Consider the following 23176-nt stretch of genomic DNA (forward strand, 5'->3'; position numbering starts at 1 on the left):
TAATTTGGCTTTGCTAGACATACTGGAAGGCAATTATGCCGCTGCATTAGAGCGCATATCTTCGGTAGCGACTGAACCATCATTAGATAAACAAACTCGAGCTAACTTGTTATTAGTAATGGCAAAAAATGGCCAACGACAACTGGTCATGCAAGAGCTTGATGACTCGCTTACAGAAAATCAAAAAATGAGCATTTATCTGGCATTAAAAAATTCGGATTTAAAAACCAGTCGCGGCCAAATGCCAGCAAGTAACAGCGTAGCGGATACAGGGCAATCGACGATTTTGCCCAATGTGACTCACGAGTTGCACCAATAAGGAGCTGTTTATGAAAAGGGGCAGAAAACAAACGGGTGCGGTAGCAATCGAATTTGTAATGGGATTTATGCTGTTTTGGTGGCTATGTATGGCATGGGTGGAAACCAGTTATATGTCTTACATATCGGCGGTATCAGACCTAGCTGTCAGTGAAGCTTCGCGCGAAACACGACTCGATAATTCAATTGGCGAAGGCGAAACCTATGCGCAGCGTTTTCAGCAAGCACTGAAAAGCAGTGATTCACTGTGGGCTAAGTTTGTTGATCCAGCAAAAATGAGATTCACAATTCAATATTTAAATTCGCCAAGTGAATTAGAGCTACTCGCTGACAACTATTGTGCGCTTGCTGAAGGAGCGACGACCAATGAGTGTGGCGAGTCTCACCATAGTGCGATCGCCGTATATCGCATTAATTATGATTACGAACCAATGTTTAATTATTTCCTAAATTCGAGTCAGTTGTTCTCTCGAGAAGTCATTATGATACAGGAATATGAACGTGATGAATTCATCTATTAGCTATAAACGTAGAGCAAAACAGAAAGGCACTTTTACGATTGAATTCGCTATTGTTGGGCTATTTCTTAGTCTTCTTTTTGTATTTGCCGGAGATATGACGATCAAATTGGCTCACAAAGGCAAGTTAGATCGGCTGTCATATTCGTTAGTCAATATTCTAAAAGAAAGAACTCAGCTTTATGGTAAAGACTTTAATATTAAACCAGCCGAAATTGAATCAATCGCCAATATTGCACGCGATTCATTACGGCGAACCGTTCAGCAGTTCGACCAAGCAAGTTTTGGTTATTTGATTGAATCCGTCACTTTCGATCAAGAACAAAAACCAAGCTATCAATTTTTTAACACAAACGGGGTTGGAGTGAGATGCCAAGCAGCACAATCGCTAAATCAAATGCAGCATCTCTCCAAAGTGACAACGTGGGGTCGTAGAGCAACACTGTATCGTGTCACACTCTGTTATGAAACCGATAATTGGATTGGTGATTTGCTAGATGTTGATTTTACTACGGTTCAGTCTGACGCAGTGATGATTGGGAGGTAATTATGAACATGAAACTTAATTATCAAAAAGGTCACGCATCAATACTTTTTGTCATCATCGTACCAGCATTATTTGGCGTTTTTATGCTCGGTTCGGATGGCGCTAGAGCACTGCAACAAAAAGCGCGGGTTATGGATGCAACAGAAGTTGCTGCGCTTGCTGTCTCTGCGCATGCCGATGACAATCAACCGGGAAGCACGGTCAATACGACAATCGTGACCGACGTGATGGAAGCCTATTTTCCAGATCTAAAAAGTGGCGATTTAAAAAACATCAAAATTGTGCGCAAAAACTGTGACCAAATTGCAGACTGCAATTCGGACGGCCACCGATTCTTTCAATATGAAGTCAGTGCCACGATGAAATATGATTCATGGTTCCCCGGCAACGATGCGATTGCAGGATTTGGTGATGAAATTTCTGTGTCAGGTGGTGGCACATCCAGAAAATATCAAAGTGATGCGATTGACGTTATGTTAGTCGCCGATTTTCTGGCTCTATGGAAGACGATTGGAAAGGTGGCGATGAGAGAAAATATGAAGATTTGATTGATATAATTAACGATGTAGCAGAACTCGATAATTTTAACGATCTAAAAATTCCAGATAAAGTGAATACGATTGGTATTGCACCCTATAACCATTATGCTCATAGGTCAAGCGTCTAAAAGATTGTGATGATAAAATGTAAATAAAAATGGTGTAGGAAATGTGGAACACTTGGTTTTGAATCTAGTAATTCTAAGGAAATTGATTATTCAAACGGTGATAAGTGCAATTAATATTCCATATTCATTAGATAGTTTTTGTTCGAAGGATAAGTCGAGTACAAAAATGCGAATTTTCACAATGTAGGTTTGACTAAGAATATACTTCCTAGTTCGACTAAAGGTACATTTCTTAATGAGATTAAGTATTTTAGGCCAACTGGTGGTACGGCCTCGTATCTTGGCTTGATTGAAGGTACAAAGCTGCTTCTCGGCGGCCAAAATGAAAAGCGATTACTAATTATTCTTTCCGATGGAGAGGATTCACCAGGCCACACTCCAGTAAATAAAAAAGGGCCTCATGGTGGCAGCCCCAGTTATAAGAGTATTGGGGAAAAACTGATGATAAACCATAAACTCTGCGAGTCTATTTTAGGTAAGCTCGAAGAAGATGAGAAAGAAGCGACCATTTATTTAATTGGCTTTGATTACAAAAAAGGTTCGACCAATAAGGCATTGGATACTTGTGTAGGTGAAGATAATATTTTCTATGCCGAGAATAAAGAGCAAATTTTGAATAAAATACTCTCACTCATAGCAGAAGAAATAGGGCATTTAAAATAAGGAACGTCATTATGAACACTTTTAACAAATGCTTGGTAAGTATTGGTTCTATCGGCATTTCTTTTACGACACATGCCGATATCAATAATCAGCTAGAGAGGTTATGCACTCAAGCCGATGTGACAACCAAGCAGGTAGTAAAGATAGGGCCTTCGCAACGCGTCGATTTGTTGCAAGGGGGAATGTTATTGATTGAAAACGACGGAGTACCACCAACCAAAGAACTGTTACTGGCGGAGTTGGCTACACTGGGCATTGCGCACAATTGTAGAGAGTATTTCGTTTCAAATGGCACGACAAATCAAGCTGATGGGCGAGTGTACTTTGATTTTGATAGTTACCAATTAACTCCAGCATCAAAACAAATACTCGATAGTTTAATCGATAAAGTTCGTCGTTCTCCCTCTACGATTGTTTTGCAGGACATACCGATTCAACGGGAGCGGAGCGCTACAATTTTGCTTTAGGTTTAAAAAGAGCCAATGAAGTGAAAGACCATATGGTTGCGAGCGGCATAGATTCGCAAAAATTAGAGTCGGTCAGTTTTGGTGAGTTACAACCGATAGCCTCGAATGAAACTCAGGAAGGACGGAAAATGAATCGTAGAGTAGAATTCAAATTAGGTGAAGAGCAATAACGACCTACGACAATGATACTGCATATTCAAAGCCTGCTTAGTTTATTTACAGAGCAGGCTTTTCCATTTTTGAAGACTTCCTAATAGAAACAACGCATCGATACATTAGTGAGTGTCATTTCAGCCGCAGCGCTGAAAACCAAACTGCATTGTTCGTCAATATAGAAGACGCGGTTGTGGCGGATAGTCATGGGTTTGTCTTTACCTAAAGCAATGTACTCACCACCTTTAGACTTATCATATTTGTACTGGTAATGGATGGATTTTGTGCTTATCTCTTCACTAATTAATTTCGAGTAAATAGCACGAGTTTCTAGGTATTGTTTGTGTAACTTTGTATATGTTGTCCAGCGATAACCGAGTGCTTCGATCTTCCCAAAAAGCTCAACATGTGTATTTTGACTAATCATGACGAGGATAAGGTTAAGGACGACAAAAAAAGCAATGACTTTTGCTTTATGGGCACTGAAGGAGAAGTTGTTTTTTCATAAGTACATTCACTTTTTCCAATCGTGAGTCGAGTTTTACCATCGGCATCGTGTTTTACATGCGGGTATGGGGTGGCATGATGGACCGCTCGAAAGTCAGTTGCGAAGTAGATTGCTTTTACTGCTTCATAAGTGTTGTAAGCGGTTAACGCGAGTAATAAACCAACGGTCAAGTGCCATAAAGTCGCTTTAGGTTTCCGTTTTATTTGACCATCACTTTTGTGCTTTTCAGGACAAATACTGTCATGGATAACCTCATCGGCGATGACTTCAAAGTGGAGCGAATATCCAACCCCTAACTCATTGACCAATATTTTTTTATTACTGTCACCAATCGCTTGGCGAGTACGAATAATGAGTTGAGGTAAACTCTCAGGAGAAGTATGCGTTGTCCCCCAAACACGGGCGATGATTTCTTCTTTTTGCAGAACATTTGGGTGAGCATCATAAAGGCATTTCAGCAGCTGATACTGTTTTGGCGTTAGAAAGCGGGTTTTGTTCAGTGCTTTCTCCACTCTTATTGGGTTTTAATTCTCTGGACTCTACTTCCCATGTAAAGGTACCTAAAATTACGCTGTTAGCTTCTTTTTTCATGGGTGTTGCTCAAAAGGTGGCATATAAAAAGGACGGTTATTATACATAGTTCGGTATAAATGTGAAGCTTGTCACATATTGTGGTGTTCGAGTGTGTCTGTTTTGCAGTGTTGTCGAATAGAGGATCAATCAGATAGCGGATGATTAAATGTCGTTCTAATCAATCATCGTGACGTAAGTGATCAGTGACATTCATTGCATGATTTGAGTGATGTGCATAGTGTTGAAAGTGTCAGTTGCTCTGGTATTAAGAACGTCGTTTATTATTGGTTATCCCATTGCGACTAATCAATTTACATAAAGTGTCATTGATTGCATATGCAGCTTTCGCCGTTCTATTTCTCATAATATGTAGGACTGGATTGGTTTGATTATAACTAATTGTAAAATAAATAAATTACGTAAAATGTAATCGTGCGTTTTCTTTTGTAAGTTGAGTATATCGGTGCTAAATCATTAATCTGATGTCGTTTGTTTGGCTAATATATAAAAACAACGTCAATTTGGCTTTGAAATCAATGTTGCTGTATTTATCAATGTAGATAATTCAACATTCTTCTTCTCATCTCATTGATTTCAGAAATGCGAGTTTGTAACGAGATCAGTTAGCCAAAGCGCAACTCTCACTGTTAGCTTAAGTTTACAAATTGATACTGCAATCCAGACCGTTGACCATGGCTCTCGTCACCACAATAACAGCCAGATCAGCTCTAAACCCGATCAAATTAATGTAGTTTAGGAACTCATTTTCCAAAAATTCGCGTTGACTCTATTTCGCATGATGTTTGATTTTCTAGCTGTGCTTTAGCTACTTGATCTGTTATCTGTATATACAAAAATCTAGTTAGTGGCTTCATCTCGAACAGGGAGTTTGCTGGGTTCTTTTCTTTGTTAACCATTTTCGATATCGAGGTACTAGGTCTTCAAATCGTCGCTTAGCGAATAGGATATTAGTAAGCCTAAAATTCTCACTTTTACCCGCAGTGGTTCTTCTAACTACATGAAATAACGTTGTATTCCCTTTGATGAGGTTTCTATATGAGAACACTATAAATGAAGGTTCTCGTTTTGAACACGAGGCTACAATCACAAAGAACAATACCATTAAGTGCAATTCGTTGATTATTGGTGGTTTATGCGACAAAATAGTCCCAAATATAGTGAAGGACTGAAGCGAATTAGTGAGAGTTCAGTCTAATACACTGTTATAAGTATTGGTAGCTAATATGGCAAGTAAAATTTATGAATCGCTTGAGGCGATAAAAACGAGTTAAATGTACTTAACTCTTCTGCAAAGAAAAACTGGCCAGATGATAAGTGGAATTTACTACACAACCATGCTCTGAAGGCATTCGAATTTGAAGTGCAAAGGTTCCATCGGTTAGATGATAAAAGCACAAAGTTCATTACTGCTATATCAGTTGTCATTACGGCTTTCTCAGCCTTAGTTAATTGGGTTAGTGGCAATGAGATGTCAACTTTACACCTTATGTATATATACTGTTGGTATTAGTATTCATTGGCTTATCCGTATCGTGGGTGATGTTCTTTTGTGTCTGAAATGACGACAACGAGTGTTTTAGATATAGAAGATACAATGTTGGAAGACTTCAAAAATAACAATATAGCAACAATAAGAATTGGTATTTATAAAGGATTGCAAAACTCGATAAAGGAGCGAAGGGCTAGTTCAGATAAAAGCAAAATTTTTGAACTGGGGTTATAACTTCACCGCAGCGTCTGGGCTTTGTATGGTATTGTTAATCATAGCAATGTCGGTGAGGTGTTATACCAAAATCATAGTGTTAAACAACCCAGAGAGGTATTTAAAATGAGCGATCCAAAGATAATACACCGCAAGATAACGATGATGAGCCAAATTTGATGTGAAGCCAATGGGGTTGGTGTAGCGTTAGAAGATGATCGTTCTCTTTTGTCCCACTTTCTAGTGATGACGATTAAATACTCTATAACAAAGCATTTAAGAGGATTTTGAAATTTGATTTATCTATCTGTTTTAATTGTTATTTTTATATGAATTGAGTTTCAACATTAAGGGTAACGGCCGAAATAAATTCACAAAAAGTGATGCGGATCACGTATTTATGTAACGTATTCAGTCGTAACAAGACTGTTTTCTATCAATTAATAGCTAACCTCTTTCATAGTGTTAAGTGCGACAGAATCGCTTGGTGATCACATTAGCTAGCCAAGAACGTTAGCTAATTGGTGGAAATTTCTCACCACGACGAGACGTAGAACCTGCTATTTTGATAAGTTTTTATACTTCATTCAGGTCTAGTGAGCCATCAGCAAATAGTGAGCAATCTCATTAAGCTACTACAGTTGGCAGATGATGGGAAGGATGCAAAACATTATGGGGCCCCGTTCTATCCGTATTTGTTTAGTAAGTAACGTGCTGAAGATTAGGGCTTTCAGTTGTTGCAGCAGAAGCTGATTGTGCTCAGCGTTGAAAAGGTCTAGCAGCATGCTTCTCTTTCGTGGAATGTGATGGCAATTGGATCGCTCTCCCTGAAATGGCTGCTTTCGCTTTGTTGTTACACCAGCTACGAAAATCTTGAAGGGTCTTGTTGTAACGCTTGCCGCTTTCGCAAATCAGGTGTTCGGACAGTCTAAATTTCTCAAAACGGTCGCAAAGCTGGCTTTCAACATAGATCGCTTTTGGCATGATATCCATCATCAATGTGATGAACTCAAGCATGTGTTCGAGGTGACGTTCAGTCGCTTTATCGGCAAACGCGATCGTTATCGATGAGGGCCAACACTTCATTTCTTTGTACCGCCAACTCAGTAATAAGTGTTGGTGCGATATCTCTGGTCTCAGAAACCAGCATTTTATCCAGCAAAATAATGCGAGCAGACTCAACGGTTCCAAAGTATCTGGATAACTTATCCATATAAAAAGGATGTTTTGTGCATCTATATCTTCTGACATGATATCAATGGTTTTCTGTAGCTTTTCGATTTTTCGATAAATACATGGTTTGAACCACGATAGCACCGACGATAATAGTGGTCGAAAGGCCAATTGCGGTAAGCTGGTTGGTGTGGCTCGATTGGATGAGTGCGACGAGGTTTCCTGTTTTTCACTCTCCAAAATCACTTCTTTCAAAGGCATGTTGTACGATGCCTGACTTGCCTGATTGTTTAGTCCAGTAGGCGACGCCATCTCTCAGGGTTACATCTCCATTCTCGAGACCTTCTCTACCCATGTATAAATATTGTCCAAGTCAAATGTGAATATTTTTTCCATCAGAAAAGATCCGTTTCAGGTTTAAGCATTTGTTGACGCATCGCAGCGATTTGCACAACGCAGGGGAGAGTAACTTGATAAGCGGGACCAGTGACTGAAACTAGAGTAACATATGCCGCCAGTGCAATTCAATTGGGCCAGCGAACACAGGGCAACCCAGCGCCACCAAACATTAAGAAGGTTTTGGTTGACAAAGCACCTTGAGGGCTAAGCAGGCTGGAAGCACAAGAACTGGCGAGGATCATACTTACCGAATAATAAGTCATTCTGTCGTTGGAGAGTCTAACTGTTTCAAAATTTCTCGAATTGTCTCAGAGCCAGTGTTTGTGGTGTCAAACTTAAGCTCGTGCGCAATCAATTTGCGTTGTTTTGAATCTAGCTGTTCATACATGCCCTTAAACAGTTTTGAAATGATTTTTCTCTCAATGTTTACAACGCGATCATTCTTAAAATCCGCATTAATTTTCTGCTTTTGCACACATCTTTCAATATGTCACGGTAGAGTGTGCCTTTGCCCGTACTACATTGCCACACTGTCACCGCCATAATATTGAATTTCACTGCGATAGCACGCCAGGCTTTAGTCCAATCACCTTTGGCGGTAACAAACTCTGGGTAACTAGCCAGTGTTCAGCCAATCTCTTTTACCTTTTGGTTTTGGGTGAGGTACTGCACCAGTACCTCAAGCATATCGTTAGCGTACTGTAATGGGAGCGCAAGATCTTGGTCATCTCTGTAGTTATTTGCCATTTAGATTATTCTCATTAAAGAGGGGCCTTCAGAGACCTATAATACTATTTATTCATCGGCTTGCGGTGTTTTACAATGAAGCGCTTTTCCATAGCCAACAGGTTACCAAATTTCCCGTAGTTTTCTTTGATACGATCCTCTAAATCGATATAAATCTACATTTCTAGCACATGCTTAAGTGTTGTGGTACAAAACGAGTCAGCTAAAGGCGGTTGGACAATAACGTGGAAATCTTAATTCAGTTGGAGCAAAGGTGGGGAGATTTCAGACATTATGATATCCACAGGCTAAACGTCATCATACTTACCCGAATCAATTTCAGCGAAAAACTTATTGCCTTCCATTAAATCATCTTCTTTGATATCCCAAAACCGAGAACAAATTAGTCTCACTTTATCTTCTTCCGTAAGCGAATCATTATGCTCTAGGCTTAACGTTATTGGTGTTATATTTGCTAGCTCATCAGCGTGTTTAGTTGAATGGGTCATTCCCGAAAGAAGTTCTTTTCCTGATGGTCGTATTTTGCTCATTTTTCTCTTCTCGGCACATGATGACATTAGATAATATATTGCATCGTGAGTTACTAGCAAAACGCTACAAACCTCTCAACAAGGTTTGAGGAAAGCTTTTAAACGCTTCTTGACTGATGATCCAATACAGCCCACAGTGCTGACAATGAGCATATAGTGGTACTGCCAATTTCATAGTGATATGAGCAACATCAGTTTTATCACACTCTGGGCAATGAAATTGATGAGTGAGTATTTTAGGCAAGGCAGGAAAATTCCGTAGTTGTCTAAATGCTGAGTATGCAGTTTCTTCAAAATCTTCTAGTTCGCATTTGCTTAATGAAAATCTTCTTCATGGATTAACTTGTTTCTAATCGTCGCTACTGCTCTGAGTTCTCTCACAAGTGTAGGCTCCAAAATATCGGATAGTGACGAAGTTTTTCATGAAGTCCTTTGCCTGCCACCTATTTTGGTTAACCGTGTTTCAAGATCTTTACAGTGTTCGATTACGATCTCATAAGTGCTTTTAGAAGATAGATTTGGAAGTGTATCACTACCATAAGACGATGAGCGACTATACGTATGAGAGCTCTTGTTATTTGCGTAAAATTGTATTTGTTAGTTGCATACACAACTTTATAGTAGATACAGGCGGAAATAATGATGGCAACAACACCGACCGTGGGTTTATTAATCAAAAGTGCTAGTAGAATTACAAAGAAAACAGAAACTAAGAAAGCATGTACTATCTTTTGTATTGCATTAAACACTTAAAGTCCCTTTAGTCATGATTATATGTCTAACACGCATTCTAATTACTATATGTTGGGGATAATGTGTACTATCTCTTAAAGCTACATAAAGCTTTGTTTATAACAAGTAATAGCTCGAAAATATGGTCACTTTCTAGTTGTTTGTTAACCCGATTTTGGATCGAGGCTGGAAGTCATACGGTGGGGTAGGTGGCATAACATTCATTTATGGTCACATCCATTTTGTAAAGTCTGATGATTCTTAAGCACAAAGCAATGCGTTACTTGTCATAAGAAAATACTCCGTTATTCTCGATCTAAAACCAAGGCTGTCTTCACACAATGAGGTAGATACACATTTAGGACAGTGAATCCTGAGCCGTCAGTGGTTCCAAACTTTATTTTTCAGAGTTGACTTTACTGAATCCTCGCCATGAACTGATGCCAGTAGTTGTGATTCATCTGAATTACCAAAAGCCAGTCGCATATTTTCCATTTATTTGGCATTCGTAGTTAACATCATGTTTTACGTGAAAGTTACAATAGAATTGGATTGAAAATGAAGCAAGGCAAAACATTCCTGTATTTAAATATAGAATTTTCTGCCTTATAGCGTTAGGTGTCTGATTACACGTAGGGGGTACTAGATGATTTCAAATGTAAAGCAGTGGCTCGATGAATTGTCTGTTATTGCAAATAATAAAAGGAAGTAGCTCGCTCTAAGGGCGAAAAATTCATTTGGTACAGTTCAAATAAAACCAAGACATTAAAATGAAATTTTCAGAAGAAGGAGAGAAGTTACCTACTAATGGACGGTTATCTTCTCGCTCAAGTGGGGAAAGCACTGGTCGAGAATGGCTTTATGATTTCACACTTCGGGAGTTTGACAAAGAAAACAATTTTGTCGGTGTTCCTTTAGTTGCAGAGATAGAGCTTTCAGACTGGCAGCCAAAAGGTTTAGTTTACGATTTCAATAAGTTGCTTCAGAGCGACGCTAAACATAGAGTTTTTGTCTTCCAGCAAAAACAATCTGATTTTGAAAATATTATGGTTTATCTAGACCGCTCATTTAAAGCATATATTCACAAAACAAGTAGCAAATTTCTCGTTGCATGCTGGCTAACATCTGAATACCGCTTCATCTATAAAGAAATGAGGTCAGAACCATAGGAATATCAATGACTAGTGCGTGGCCATATTCAGGAGCGAAGTTTATACACATTTAGGCCCGTAGATCCCGAAGTGCCGTCAGTGGTTCCAAACTTTACTTTTCAGAATTGACTTTACTGAATCCCTCGTCATGAACTGATGCCAGTAGCATATTTTATCCACTTTGATTCGGCCTAAGCCGAACTTAACGAACCATCAGGCCCTATACGATTACATCATATGACACGGACCTTGAAAATGCCGCTCTCTTGCGGATGTATCCCGTAAGCAACATACCCAGTATCATCCAAAGACTTGTAGCACCACCGGCAGAACCTGAATTTGCTTCTTCACCTGTATCTCCTTCATTTATGACAATGAATTCTGTTGGAGATAAATGCAGTTTCCTTCATTTCCACCGCTTTGGATTGTGTAAGTACAAATATCATATGGTGAAATGCTAGATTGTGAAATGTAGTACTATTCGCAACGTCCACAACCACATCGCCTGTAGCGAACGAAGCGTCAACAGTTTGATCCAGATGGAGACTCTGTACACGTAGCTCAGTGGAGCCTGTTACATTGACCGAAGTTGATAGTTCCAGCCATTGACGTTATGTAGGATAAAATTATGAACATAATTTATACGGGAACCGACCATTCGACCGAATCCCCATATCCACGGTGAATTCCGTAAGCAACCGTCGCTTCCCAGTAACCTGATCCGCTATCACCACCTTGGAGTATTCCCTGTACCAACATCAAGCACTCGAATTAAACTGTGCAGGAGGGGTCATAGAGTTCAGTTTCGGTGATGGCTTCTTCCAAAATGCCACTTCCAAACCCCTTGATTGAGATCTTTTCCCTTCGCTGTTCAACGAATATGGTGCAATCAATGATGTCGCATCGACTTTTAATTCGGTAGGTAATGTCCAAATTGAAAAATCTGTTGGAAATATAAAGGCGGAGTCATCAAGTACGAACTGATTCTGCACAACAGAAACTTGGTTGGAGACACCTACAATCATTCGTGAATGCCCTCGGTCTCGCTGGGGTTCAGAAAATTATCAGAGCAATGCCCTGCGGTAAGAACGTATTTTCCACTTACCAGTTGCCCAGTACATGAATAGCCATTAACCGTTTGTACTATGTGTTGGTTATCTGAATGATTTATTGATATTCCAGATTATAGCGAATACATTCACAGAAATAAGACTAAAAAAAATTGCAAATCTTAGTTTCATTTTGGATTCTCTTCTTGACTATTTGTTTTATTTTATTCCTGTTGATAAACGGATTAAGGTTCAAAGAGCAAAAATGAGGTTTGATTCTCACTAATTGATGTCCAAATCTCTTGATTTGTAGCAGCGTGATCTGCTCAATCAGACTGGACACTTCATTAAGCGACATTTTGCTGTTCAAAGTTAACTGGGCTTAGATACCCAAGAGCACTGTGCCTTCTCGTTTGATTATAATCGACCTCTATATACTCGAAGACCGTTTTATGCATCTCATCTCTGGTCATTATTGGTTCGTATTGAATTGCTTCCACTTTCATCGAATGGAAGAAGCTCTCAACACAAGCATTGTCCCAACAGTTTCCTTTCCTGCTCATACTTTGTTTTAGATTATCAGCAGTTATGAGATCTCGATAATCTTTCTAGCAATACTGGCTACCACGATCACTATGAATAATAACTTCCTTTGGTAAGCCTCGACGGAAAAGAGCCATAGATAATTCATTACAAACCAGTGTTGCCGTCATCTTCGTATCCATCGACCAACCGATTACTTGTCGTGAGTAAAGGTCAATGATCACAGCCAAATACAGCCAGCCTTCACTTGTGGCAAGATACGTGATATCTCCCGCCCATTTCTGATTCGGAGCTGTTACATTAAAGTCCTGAGCTAGCAAGTGTGAGTTACTAGCAAAATGCTATAAACCTCTCAACAATGTGTGGAGCTAATCGTGTTACGTTTCAGCCGCAAGCCAAATGAAAAAACACCTATGGCTCTAATCGTTGTTTTGATGATTCAGCTTTAGATAGGGGATTACGTAGCTGAACAGCGCAGCTTCAATTTCTGCTACTGTCTCTAGTGAATTTGGCAGTACAGAGCTGATCGGAGCTTCAATGTCGATGACTGAGACACCGCCATCGACTCGGGTTACCAGACTCTGTTTGATGGCAGGTTGTACGGTAGGATTGAGCATTCTCACTTTGTCCATAACTTGTATTGCCATGCCTGGCTCTGGTGTTAAGCGAACGAGAAAACGTTCGGGCTTAATTGGATTGACGTAGATTTGATTAACGAACTTGGCGTTAGGGGTTGTAAAGTAGCGCTCGACGACATCGCCAACATTGACGTTCCAGCCAAGGTTGATAGCTGCGGCTGAAGTTTCTAGCCAAAATAGGCTGAAGTTTTCACGCTGTTTTCTTGGTGCTTCTCGTGATAGGTCGCCAATGATTGGGTTTGGCGGCATAAAGCCCATTTTTCAAATCCTAACTTCAGTTCTTTGACGAGGGGATTTGGGTCTTCTACCAACATGGGATAAAAGTCTCGCCATAGGAAATGTGGTTTGTCGTATGGCTTAATATACTTTGGATGGGTCAAGACATGCTGAGAAGGGGACTTCCAACTTGAACGGATGTACATAACACCATTTACAGGTAAGTTTAGGTATCGCTCCAATTGAGGTGCAAAGTCAGTGTGCTCATTCCCAATCGTTTCCATCGCATCTAATTTGTTTTCGCACAGCAAAATTGAACCATCATCAAAAGTTAACGTCATGTCTGGCCGAGCGTTGGGGTAAATATTTTGCGTTTCTACCTTAATGAGACGCCTTTCTGAGCCATTCCCAAAAACGAAACGAACAAATGCTGATTTCATCACATCTGAGGCGTTTAAACTGGCAGCAAAGAACTCGGTAAGATGATCTTCTTTTGCCTGAGTGAGTTTTTGTGTATTGATGAAAAGGCTCATACGTAAGCGCTTCGATATTGGTCTGAATGATGTGGTGTAAAGCGTATACTTGATTGAATACACGAGCCAATGAGTGTGTTCAAAATTATGAGATGCGTTGTTTTCATGATTTTAAATATAAGAGGATAAGGGACTATCTCGCTAGTCCAGAATGGTCATTTCGTTTGCCAAGTTTCAACTCAAGCTGATGTTCAGTGGGATTATTAGTCGCAACAATATGTAGCTTCCATCCATTATTAAGGGATTCTTCAAATAGTGTCAGCAAAATGTGGTAGAAAATATCACTCAACAGATTGGCTGCCTTGTATATCCCTTTCTCTGATTCATACAGGCTGCGAACCATCGCTCTTTCCCACTCATCTCTTAGAAACTTACTATGGTATAGCCAGTAATCAGCTTGTGCCTGCATGGCTTTTGCGTGTTTTATTAAGCAGACGAGAAGCAAAAACTTATATTGGTTTTGATGATGTGCTTGAATTTGCTTTCTAAACTCATCTGCTTTGTTTTGTGCGGCTTTTCTAATGATTGTAAACTTTTCCTGTGCACGACGGAGTTTGCTTGAATGTTCTGGCTGGGCAAGAGTTTTATCTAATGCCTCTTTGTGAAGTATTCCGTTCGAGATCAGCTTTCCGAGGGTGTACTTATTGCCACTTCGTAGTGAAGATGCAGAAAACCGATAGTCATGAAATTGATACACCAGCCCTTGATATCGAGTCCCGATATTGTTTTGTTTCAGCTTAATTTCAATACCTTCATTAAGTAAAGCAATCTCAAATTGGTGTAGTGAAGCCGAAGGTGGCAATCGATTGATGGCCTGTTCAATTTTTCTTTGCATCATTCGTTTAATCGTATGTTCCCTTTTTCCTTTGATATTGGTGTCATAAGTCGAATGATGCTTCACTGAACTTATGACCTTCTGCAGCCTAAGTTCGCCCTCTAATTGTCTCATTACTGATTGAGCCTTTAGGTGTGAGCGCCAGTTTGAAATGATTTTTCCCGTAAATATGTCGGTTGTTGAAGCAATGATGTGTATGTGCTCGTGATCCGTATCGGAGTGCTTAAAGACAATATAACGAGCATTTTTGTAGCCAAGATGTGTCATTAGCTTAGTCGCTACTTTTTGCCATTGAGGGCGAGATAAATGCTCATTTTCTGCCAGTGAGACAACAAAATGACGAAACGGTAGCTTGGTATTTGGATTAGTAAGATGAGCACTTTGAAGTTCACGAATAACGTCATTCCAATCAACTTCTCTTGCATCTCTTTTGCGTGCGGATAAAGGAACAGAGGTGATTTCATTCGAATGGATGAAGAATGAAGAATCTCCCTGTTGTTTGCTTTGACTGGAAGCGTAGGAAACAAGGGTCGTGATATCATCACCTTGTTTCGCACCGTAGCGAACAAGGCGAGTGATATCGTTGATTGATTGGGTGCTCTTTTTGCACTCCAGTTCTTCAAAAATCATTGTGGTTTGTACCAAGGAATGATTTTATGAATCAACCGTGTTCTTGAGCTAATTTGTCTAGATACAATGTATAAAGACACTGGCTATCAAGATACTTTTCAGCAAGATGGCGAGCTGTTTGTGAATTGTGTGCATCGACGGCTAAGTTGCGTGTATTCAACAAGGTATTTTTTAGCTCGTTGATGATAGTAGATAAGCGTTGGGGCGCTCTCCTACAACTAAATTGCATTCTTCAACGATTAGCGAAAGCTCATCAGCGAGAACTTTTGTTTTTTCCAGATAAACTTGAATCTCAGCAGATTGCGATGGTTTAACATCCAGTTGATGGGTAATCAAATCTCGGAGAAATGCGCTGGTTAATGAATAGCGGTAACTGTGCATCACTTCAATAAAATGAAAGTACTGATCCTCAGTTAGGCTGGTTTTAATGGATTTTACGTAAAGATCGGTGGTTTGTTTGCGGGGTACCTTAAAGCTATTCATGAATAAATCAATCCAATAGCAGGCTGCCTGTACGTCTGAATCTGAATGTTTATCGTTATGGCTCTTGATAGATATACAGTCAGTTAAGAACGTCAAGAAATACCGATGTTCTTCAATTTGGATTGAGGTCTCTGCAGGAGAAGGCAGAAGACTGGCAAGTTCAAGCTGAATCTCATCTTTAGACTTCATGCAGCAAGTGAACATTCGTTCTAACTCAGATTTATTTTGTCTAGTGACTTTGGATAGGATTTTTGGTGCTAATTTTTTTGTGTTCATGCTCAACCTTTATTTTTGTTTTTATTGGTTTGCCTCGATAACGGCGCAGCCTGTTTTCGAAACCTCACGAAGGTGAGGCACAATATTGAAACTTCCTATTTGGGACAAATAGGGATTTGCAATACCAGCTTGTTATCTTATTTATATTTAATACATGCATTCAATATGATGTAAACAGGTTTTTGAATGAATCTTTATCTTTTCATTCGTGACCAATCTTTCCTCAATAATTAACCTCGTTAAGTTTTACTTTATTTCGCATATGTGTGTATATTTTATTTTTAAAATTAATCTAGGCGCTGTGTTGATGTATTAACGCATCAGTGCGCTGTATAGTTTGTGAGCGAAAAAATGCTTGAAATGTGATCTTTGTTGTGTTTATGATAAGTAAATCTCTAATAAAAAAAATAACAAATGAGAACGCACCATGACCCATTTCACTAATTTAGACATCAGCACCATTGACCTGCGTATAGAGACAAGAACACAGGTGATGCAACGCATTCCTCTATCTAGAGCGACCCTATATCGTTACGAAGATGAAGGTAAATTTCCTCCTAAGATAAAGCTTGGCGACAAGACAGGGGGGTATTTATCTCATGAAATCGATTATTTCATTCTAGCCATCTCCCAAGGTGACGACTTGAGACGTGTTGTAAAATCATTACTTCATTTTCGGTCGAAAATGATTGAAAGTACGCCATTGTTTCAGATGATAAATTACCAATAACGATGATTGATTATTAAAATTGCCAATTAAATGCTCGCATTCGATAAGCGTAACGTAACTAATATTGTTCACATTAGTGGTTGCGTATTATCGATGGTTGGATGTTTATGATTGGTTATATTATGTTTCCTATGGTTTTAATGGCAGTTAATCATTTAATTATTCATTTTTCGCCTTTCAAAGTTGTAAAGTCAGAAAGTGTAACGGTGTTCTAGTGGATTATTATCACAAATGCCAAACAGGCGAGTTTTAAATGGCAAACCAATGGATTTGATGTCCACCCTGTAGCCACATATGGGACATTTGCCCGTGTATACCTTGATCGACAGTTTTCGAATTCTACCCGTAGAACTTCCAGGCTCATTCAACTCATATTGAAGTACTGCTGATTTGAGGTTTAGGGGAGCATGACATCTGGTAGCGTGGTAATGTTGTTATTCAATGCGTCAATCAAGTAGCGAAACCAAATCATAAAGAGAGCAACATAGGTTATGGTGAACGTCGTCATATAGGTTAAGACAATAGGTTCCACTATCTGAAATACAGCGAGTTGGAAAATGATAGCGAGAGAATAACGACTATTATGGGGCTTAACGTAAATGACACCATTTTCCAGCGGTGTTTAGTCATGTCGATATTTTCTAGCCAGCGAGTCCAAAGCGGGAGTTTTGGGGCGGATTCAATGTAGTAACGGATTTGGTTTGGTTCAGTCGTGCTACTGTGTTGGGATTGATGATTATCGGCACTAGCTGCTAAGGGCAGACTTCTTTGGCAAGTAATCGATATATCGCTTGCTTACCTTGCCCTCCTTTACTGGTTTCTTTATCACCATAGGGATGACATTGATGCCCAGGTGGGTTGCTGCTTGTACGAGAGATGGATAGAGCTCATCTAATCTAGGCAGTAATTTATTGAACTCCTTGGTGAGTCTGCTGGTGGTATACACTCCTTCTTTGGCGCTAGTTAACTCCGTCACTCGCTCTGCCAGTTCACTTGATGTTACGTAGCATTCTTCCAGTTTGTCTGCATCTATCGCTGGGCTAGCTGCAACTAAGTCTATCAGTGCCCTAAACAAGGAGAAGGACGCATTGTTTTTATCGTTGTGTGTATATTGGTGCCAAAATTCATTCGCCACTTTAATTGTGGATTCTAGCTCCTAATGTTTTTCGCCATGACTTACTATCATCTCAAATATCAACATAGTATTACTGAGTAATATAAGGTAATACTATGTTTAGGTTAGATATTTTTCATTATCTCAGCGTTCTTAGAGGGAGTTCCCTAATTTAATACAAACGAAAGACTGAAATATTGGAGTAAACAATGACACACTTAGACAAAAATACGAGCGCATACGGTCTATCAGACAGCCAACTAATGCATATAGAGCAAGTTGAAAGCGGGTTGAGTTGTAACTGTAATTGCATTGCTTGTGGTGATAGGTTAGTTGCGAAAAAGGCGAAGTGAAAAGCATCATTTTGCTCATCACTCTATGGATGCAGGGGACTGTAGGGAGAGCACCCTTCATAAAATTTGTAAACACATTTTAGACATGGAAAGACGGGTCGTTACCCCGAATTTACCGTAGTGTGTTCTCAATTGGATATGGCTCAAATTGAACATACCGAATCAGAAATCATTGCAGCACAGGACGCATTTTGTGAGATTGCATTGGAACAGCCGAGGCTGACTTTATTCCTGATGTGACTGCCATTGAGTTTGAGGGCCAGACATTGTTTATCGAAATTGTGGTGACAAATGACGTGTCGCAAGAGAAACTGAAGAGGGTTGAGCGTTTAGGTATACCTATGATGGCAATTTACGTCAATGAATTGGATATTATGGATGACCTAGACAAACTCACAAAGAGCGTAATTGAACAGGCTCCGAGAAAATGGGTTTACCATCCAGCGATTACACAAATTGAAGCTCGGCTAAAGAGCGATTTAGACTTTGATATTTCGCTTATCAATGAGCGTATGAGGCTTGCAGTTTTGAAGAGCAAGCGCAATCAGGTTGCGCGCAAGGAATAACGCTAAACAAGGCCAGACACTCATATTAGGGTTTAACTCAGCATATGGATACTCACGCAAGAAAGGGCGTAATTTCGACTCTCGGCCCTGTTTGTAACCAAGCCTTTACGCTCGTCATGCACGGCTAACTATACCGTGAGAGCAAACGGGCATGAACCAGAAACTGTGTATTTTGATGAGAGCCTATTGCCACAGCTTTCTCAGATGACGTTTCCTGCATCGTTGAGCTTGGCCTCAAACCCGTGCTGATGGGGCAGAGCGGTGACAGTGGTTGACGCTATTACGGCTTGCTAGCTTGACTGAGCAAAGCTGAGATTTACCTCTGTGCTTATGTTCTGAAAGGATATATCCAGAGGTTATCTAGGGCATGAGAGTGCCCCTATACATAGATGACTTTCTTGGCTTGTCATTTACAGTGTATCCATATCGACTACGCCTGTGCTACTTGTTCCGAACAGCTAATTACAGCAATCGTGCCTAAAACGAGTCATTATCTGTTGCTCTTCATTAGGATTTAAGAAACGATATTGCGCTCCGTTCTGATAAATCGTAGGAATAAAAAATTATTCGCGCTTGGTGCATCATAGTAAAATAGTGTTCAGGCATCATTGCTGTCAGATCTTTCATGAAGAGCGCAAACCCATCCTTTGATCATAAGGATGAATTTTTTGTCTTTAAAGTAGGTACCATTGTAGGCATAGACACCCGATAGCATCGTTTCATAAGAATTGGAATAGGTTGGCTTTCCATTGATGAGATAGCTCTCATCAATCACAAGTCCGTATTTTCCATTGTTTCGATACATTTCGTTTTCGTACAAGAAGCCCGAGTTTTCGTCATCAGGATCTACTCTATAAACAGTATCCTGCCAAATAGTTGCTCCAAACGTAGCGAGTCGCTGCTCATTAAGGATAATCTTACTCGGAGTAACCCCTTGGTGGCAAGCAATTTGAGGGTATTCTCTTGAATCGTATCAACAGCAATACGCCATGCTTCCATGCCATCAGTGGCGTCGTCTAATGGTATTCGGACTACCCAACTTGATTGTTTGGCAACATGAGGTGTTTTCGCAATATTGGCAGTCAGGCCACCAGCAATATCAATCATACCTGTAAAATTACCAGTCATAAGACTCATCACGCCAAAATGACCGAAGCATTTCCAGGAGAGTTTTATAAGATTCTTCAATGTACTCAACATCTGCAAGAGAGTAATCCCTTAAAGGTGATTCGTGAGTAGCCCAAAGCACGTGAGTATCTTTAGTCAGATAGGACTGTGAAGCAAGTACATACGCTTTACTGGGTGGCACTTCAGGTGAAGGAGGTGTCGCACAGCCAACTATCAAAATACTGCTTAAAGAAAGGGGGAAAAGCTGTTTAATCATTCGCGTTAACTATCCAAGTTTTCTCAAATTATCGACATTGGTGAAGTGTTATTTTGATTAACACGATAAGCGAAATTGCGTCGCCAGCCACACACCTTAAATTCAATTGTCGATATGATTAATATCTCTTGATTCAAACAGTATTTTTAACCAGATAACGGCATTACCCATGTTGAATAAGGGACTCACCATTTCAACTTTCATTGGCGAATTCTAGCTCACTTTTGCCCCAAAGTGTGTTAGCACTAACAGTTCAGGCTATTTCGCACGCTGATAACTGGCTTAAAAATCTACGTGGTTGGGTTGCTAATTTTTTGTAACTTGTGACCATTTGAGCCACAAAATTGCTTGTATCGGGTAAGTGACTGTATTCATATCATCCTGCCGTATTTTGCGATAAAGTGTTGAATTTAGTGAGACTTGCGCAGTGAAAGACTCATAAATTTCATTGTGCGCTTTATGGAGATGATAAATGAGTAATGATGTCAAACAACAGAGCAATCCATTTTCTACTGGAGGTGGTGGTGTTAACTTTGAAACTAGAGTTCAAGCTGCTTTTGCATTGTCATTACTAACAAAGTCTTGTGTTCCCTGCTTATCACAGGATATGAGGGCAAAAGAGTTAAAGTTTCAGAATAAATATGATGGCGTAAATACGGATGACTTTGTTTTAGTAGCGACTGATAAAGCAAGTAACGAAAGCCAGCTTTTGCTCAGATTAAGCATGAAATCACTATAAGCGGGCTGTTGATTCAATGTTTGCTGAAGTTATTCATAGTGTGGAATGATTTTCAAAGTACTGACTTTAATGTTGAAAATGATTCAATTGCATTAATAACAGGCCCGTTACCCAAACTTGAAGTCAATAATACTCTACCAATATTGGAATGGGCTAAGTATTCGTCAAACTCAGCAGAATTTATTAAGAAATCTAAACAAAGGCTTCACTAGTGAAGCAAAAGTTAACAAGCTTAATATATTCAGGTCACAATTAACCGCTGCCAATGGTGGGAATCCTGTTACTGATGATGAATTATGGCTTTTCTTAAAAGCGTTTCAGTTAGTTTCATTCGACTTGATGAAAAATACCAGTAGTTGCAAATCTTTTGTGCTCTTTGATTAAATGTCACTGGATGAGTCACCATCTCTTGTTTTGTCTAAATTAGTAACTTGTGCTCAAGAATTTAACCAGAATGCAGGAACTCTAACTCAAGATAATGCACCTGAAGAAGTTAAGTTGCTATTTAATGCGAGAAGTAAAGTAAATTTTGAAAATGATTTCTTAAAGCTTAAAGAGCGTGGTGAACATATATTTAATGGAATATCGAACACTATTAAAGGTTTTCATATAGATAGGGCTGACCAGATAGCAAAAATATCTGAACTGTACAAGGTAAATGACTTTATTTTTGTTACTGGTGCTAGAGGTGTCGGAAAGTCTGGAGTTGTTAAAGACTTTATCTCAACGAAAGGTAAAGACGTTCCTGTTTTCTATTTAAGAGCTGAAGACTTAGATAAAACCACCTTAACGATGTATTTACATCTATCGGAATGAATTCTACGTTAGGTCAGATTGAAGGGTACTTCTCGTTACTTAAAGAAAAATACTTGTTATTGAGTCTCTAGAAAAAGTTTTAGAGCTAAAGTATCAAGATGCATTTATTGATTTACTTCAATACATAAAAATCAAGGGTTGGACCATAATTGCAACGGGCCGTGATTATGCATATCAACAACTTACTTTTAATTATCTTCAACCTAGTGCTATCCAGTTTGACAGTGTGAATTTGGAAGGGCTTACTACGGATCAAGTTGCCCAAGTTAGTGAGCATATTCCTGAGTTAACTGGGCTAATATCTAATGACTCGTTAACTGAGTTGCTTAAAGTCCCATTTTTATCGAGATAGCAGTAAGGGCTATTGGTAATGGTACAATTTAAATCTGGTGATACTGAAGTTGATTTTAGAAATACTGTCTGGGCAACAGTGATTTCAAAAGAGGCAGATAGAAAATCAGGAATGCCAGATAAGCGAAGAACAACTTTATCAATATTGCAAAACAACGAGCAAAAAAATGTTGTTTGGTATTAGAGTTAGTGAGTTTGATCCTGAAGTCATTGCTAAATTGGAAGAGGATCATTTAATCCACCGTGACCAGGGTCTGCCACTATAAGTCCAATGCACGATGTACTAGAGGACTGGGCATTGAAGAATACATTGAGAGCGAGTACGTTGAAAACTCGCATGACTTAATTCAATTTTATCAACTATTGGTAATGAACCTGCAATTAGTAGAGCCTTTCGGTTATGGCTATACAGAAAATTGAAATTTGATGATGCAACCAATGAATTTATTGAAGAAGTCTTGACTACTGATGGTATAGAAAGTTACTGGAAGGATGAAGCTATTGCAGCGATTATGCAACATGGCTCGCCAGAAGGTTTTCTATATTCTCTTAAGTCTCAGCTTCTAAAGGATGATTGTGCACTTTAGTCCGTTTTGCTTTATTCTCAGAATAGCCTGTCAAAGACCAAGCTCACTATATAATGATTTATTGGTTAAAGATGAAAATCAGGATTTTGAAATCTTTGTTTTACAGCCTTATGGTAACGGTTGGGAGGCATTGTTTATTTTTATCTATGAGGTTAGCATGACTTGAGTAACACTATGCTTACTCAAGTTGTTGAGGTGATAAATGAATGGTGTGGACTCATTAATATATATGAGGAACTACCAAATGCTTCACAAAAGGTTGGTTTGTTATGTTTATGGCTGCTTGAACCAGTTAAAGATTCTTATCGTGATGAAGGGCGAAGAAAGAAAATACTTAATGCCTTATTAAAGGTTTCGACAGCAATCAAAGAAAATTTGATGAATTAATGGCTCAGGATGTTTTCATCTCCAAGGTAAAGCCTAGAAGGTTAAGCTATGTTGATGAGCTGACTAGTTTAGCGCTT

22 protein-coding genes and 2 pseudogenes are annotated in these 23176 nt (G+C 39.4%); 14 read left to right on the forward strand and 10 right to left on the reverse strand.

The window, feature by feature from the left end; translation table 11 throughout:
• The first annotated feature begins 10 nt into the window (after positions 1–10).
• The 7 genes and pseudogenes from Vt282_RS05880 to Vt282_RS21650 all read left to right on the forward strand — a co-directional run.
• On the forward strand, positions 11–319 hold the full coding sequence (locus Vt282_RS05880; protein ID WP_162062828.1) for a hypothetical protein: 309 nt from the start codon (positions 11–13) through the stop codon (positions 317–319).
• A 10-nt stretch (positions 320–329) separates the two neighbouring features.
• Positions 330–839 (forward strand): TadE/TadG family type IV pilus assembly protein, encoded by a 510-nt coding sequence (locus Vt282_RS05885; RefSeq protein ID WP_162062829.1) that lies wholly within the window; start codon positions 330–332, stop codon positions 837–839.
• On the forward strand, positions 823–1383 hold the full coding sequence (gene tadF / locus Vt282_RS05890) for a tight adherence pilus pseudopilin TadF (protein ID WP_162063690.1): 561 nt from the start codon (positions 823–825) through the stop codon (positions 1381–1383). The genes Vt282_RS05885 and tadF overlap by 17 nt, the downstream gene beginning before the upstream one ends.
• Positions 1384–1385: 2 nt before the next feature.
• Positions 1386–1931, forward strand: a complete 546-nt coding sequence (locus Vt282_RS05895; RefSeq protein WP_162062830.1) for a TadE/TadG family type IV pilus assembly protein — start codon at positions 1386–1388, stop codon at positions 1929–1931.
• Positions 1932–2239: 308 nt separating this feature from the next.
• Positions 2240–2713 (forward strand): vWA domain-containing protein, encoded by a 474-nt coding sequence (locus Vt282_RS05900; RefSeq protein WP_162062831.1) that lies wholly within the window; start codon positions 2240–2242, stop codon positions 2711–2713.
• A gap of 11 nt (positions 2714–2724) precedes the next feature.
• Entirely contained in the window at positions 2725–3180 is a 456-nt protein-coding gene (locus Vt282_RS05905; RefSeq protein WP_162062832.1) for a hypothetical protein, read from the forward strand.
• 11 nt (positions 3181–3191) lie between these two features.
• Positions 3192–3350: pseudogene (locus Vt282_RS21650) on the forward strand (OmpA family protein); the annotation flags it as partial.
• A 406-nt stretch (positions 3351–3756) separates the two neighbouring features.
• On the opposite strand, the gene Vt282_RS05915 reads toward Vt282_RS21650, so the two are convergent.
• The 3 genes from Vt282_RS05915 to Vt282_RS05925 form a co-directional block, all read right to left on the reverse strand.
• A complete protein-coding gene (locus Vt282_RS05915; protein ID WP_162062833.1) occupies positions 3757–4353 on the reverse strand; it encodes a winged helix-turn-helix domain-containing protein in 597 nt (198 codons plus the stop codon).
• A 2543-nt stretch (positions 4354–6896) separates the two neighbouring features.
• Positions 6897–7223, reverse strand: coding sequence for a hypothetical protein (locus Vt282_RS05920; protein ID WP_162062834.1), 327 nt, complete (start codon positions 7221–7223; stop codon positions 6897–6899).
• Between the two features lie 1520 nt (positions 7224–8743).
• Positions 8744–8986, reverse strand: a complete 243-nt coding sequence (locus Vt282_RS05925) for a hypothetical protein (RefSeq protein ID WP_162062835.1) — start codon at positions 8984–8986, stop codon at positions 8744–8746.
• Between the two features lie 1502 nt (positions 8987–10488).
• Between Vt282_RS05925 and Vt282_RS05930 the strand changes: the two genes are divergently transcribed.
• Positions 10489–10887 (forward strand): hypothetical protein, encoded by a 399-nt coding sequence (locus Vt282_RS05930; protein WP_162062836.1) that lies wholly within the window; start codon positions 10489–10491, stop codon positions 10885–10887.
• 1003 nt (positions 10888–11890) lie between these two features.
• On the opposite strand, the gene Vt282_RS21655 is transcribed toward Vt282_RS05930, so the two are convergent.
• The 6 genes and pseudogenes from Vt282_RS21655 to Vt282_RS05955 all read right to left on the reverse strand — a co-directional run bounded on the left by Vt282_RS21655 (position 11891) and on the right by Vt282_RS05955 (position 16072).
• The gene (locus Vt282_RS21655; RefSeq protein WP_162063691.1) at positions 11891–12046 is read right to left on the reverse strand and encodes a trypsin-like serine protease; all 156 of its coding nucleotides are present in this window, start codon (positions 12044–12046) and stop codon (positions 11891–11893) included.
• Between the two features lie 219 nt (positions 12047–12265).
• Positions 12266–12784: pseudogene (locus Vt282_RS05940) on the reverse strand (IS3 family transposase); the annotation flags it as partial.
• A gap of 96 nt (positions 12785–12880) precedes the next feature.
• Positions 12881–13348: a hypothetical protein gene (locus Vt282_RS20450; protein WP_232055114.1), complete on the reverse strand. Its 468-nt coding sequence runs from the start codon at positions 13346–13348 to the stop codon at positions 12881–12883.
• Positions 13267–13848 (reverse strand): hypothetical protein, encoded by a 582-nt coding sequence (locus Vt282_RS20455; protein ID WP_232055115.1) that lies wholly within the window; start codon positions 13846–13848, stop codon positions 13267–13269. Before Vt282_RS20455 ends, Vt282_RS20450 begins: the two co-directional genes overlap by 82 nt.
• A gap of 133 nt (positions 13849–13981) precedes the next feature.
• A complete protein-coding gene (locus tag Vt282_RS05950) occupies positions 13982–15313 on the reverse strand; it encodes a relaxase/mobilization nuclease domain-containing protein (RefSeq protein ID WP_162062837.1) in 1332 nt (443 codons plus the stop codon).
• 171 nt (positions 15314–15484) lie between these two features.
• Positions 15485–16072, reverse strand: coding sequence for a hypothetical protein (locus Vt282_RS05955; protein ID WP_162062838.1), 588 nt, complete (start codon positions 16070–16072; stop codon positions 15485–15487).
• Positions 16073–16499: 427 nt separating this feature from the next.
• Between Vt282_RS05955 and Vt282_RS05960 the strand changes: the two genes are divergently transcribed.
• A complete protein-coding gene (locus tag Vt282_RS05960) occupies positions 16500–16802 on the forward strand; it encodes a helix-turn-helix transcriptional regulator (protein ID WP_162062839.1) in 303 nt (100 codons plus the stop codon).
• 1733 nt (positions 16803–18535) lie between these two features.
• On the forward strand, positions 18536–18835 hold the full coding sequence (locus Vt282_RS05965) for a hypothetical protein (RefSeq protein ID WP_162062840.1): 300 nt from the start codon (positions 18536–18538) through the stop codon (positions 18833–18835).
• Between the two features lie 846 nt (positions 18836–19681).
• On the opposite strand, the gene Vt282_RS05970 is transcribed toward Vt282_RS05965, so the two are convergent.
• Positions 19682–19963, reverse strand: coding sequence for a hypothetical protein (locus Vt282_RS05970; RefSeq protein WP_162062841.1), 282 nt, complete (start codon positions 19961–19963; stop codon positions 19682–19684).
• Positions 19964–20691: 728 nt separating this feature from the next.
• Here Vt282_RS05970 and Vt282_RS19980 point away from each other — a divergent pair.
• The 4 genes from Vt282_RS19980 (at position 20692) to Vt282_RS19995 (ending at position 23099) form a co-directional block, all read left to right on the forward strand.
• Complete coding sequence (locus tag Vt282_RS19980; RefSeq protein ID WP_174855807.1) at positions 20692–20958, forward strand: hypothetical protein; 267 nt, start codon at positions 20692–20694, stop codon at positions 20956–20958.
• A gap of 384 nt (positions 20959–21342) precedes the next feature.
• The gene (locus Vt282_RS19985; RefSeq protein ID WP_174855809.1) at positions 21343–21774 is read left to right on the forward strand and encodes a P-loop NTPase family protein; all 432 of its coding nucleotides are present in this window, start codon (positions 21343–21345) and stop codon (positions 21772–21774) included.
• A 370-nt stretch (positions 21775–22144) separates the two neighbouring features.
• Positions 22145–22309, forward strand: a complete 165-nt coding sequence (locus tag Vt282_RS19990) for a hypothetical protein (RefSeq protein WP_174855811.1) — start codon at positions 22145–22147, stop codon at positions 22307–22309.
• A 577-nt stretch (positions 22310–22886) separates the two neighbouring features.
• Positions 22887–23099, forward strand: coding sequence for a hypothetical protein (locus Vt282_RS19995; protein ID WP_174855813.1), 213 nt, complete (start codon positions 22887–22889; stop codon positions 23097–23099).
• The last annotated feature ends 77 nt before the right edge of the window (positions 23100–23176 follow it).

The organism is Vibrio taketomensis (assembly GCF_009938165.1).
In the GTDB taxonomy this organism is placed as follows: Bacteria; Pseudomonadota; Gammaproteobacteria; order Enterobacterales; family Vibrionaceae; genus Vibrio; species Vibrio taketomensis.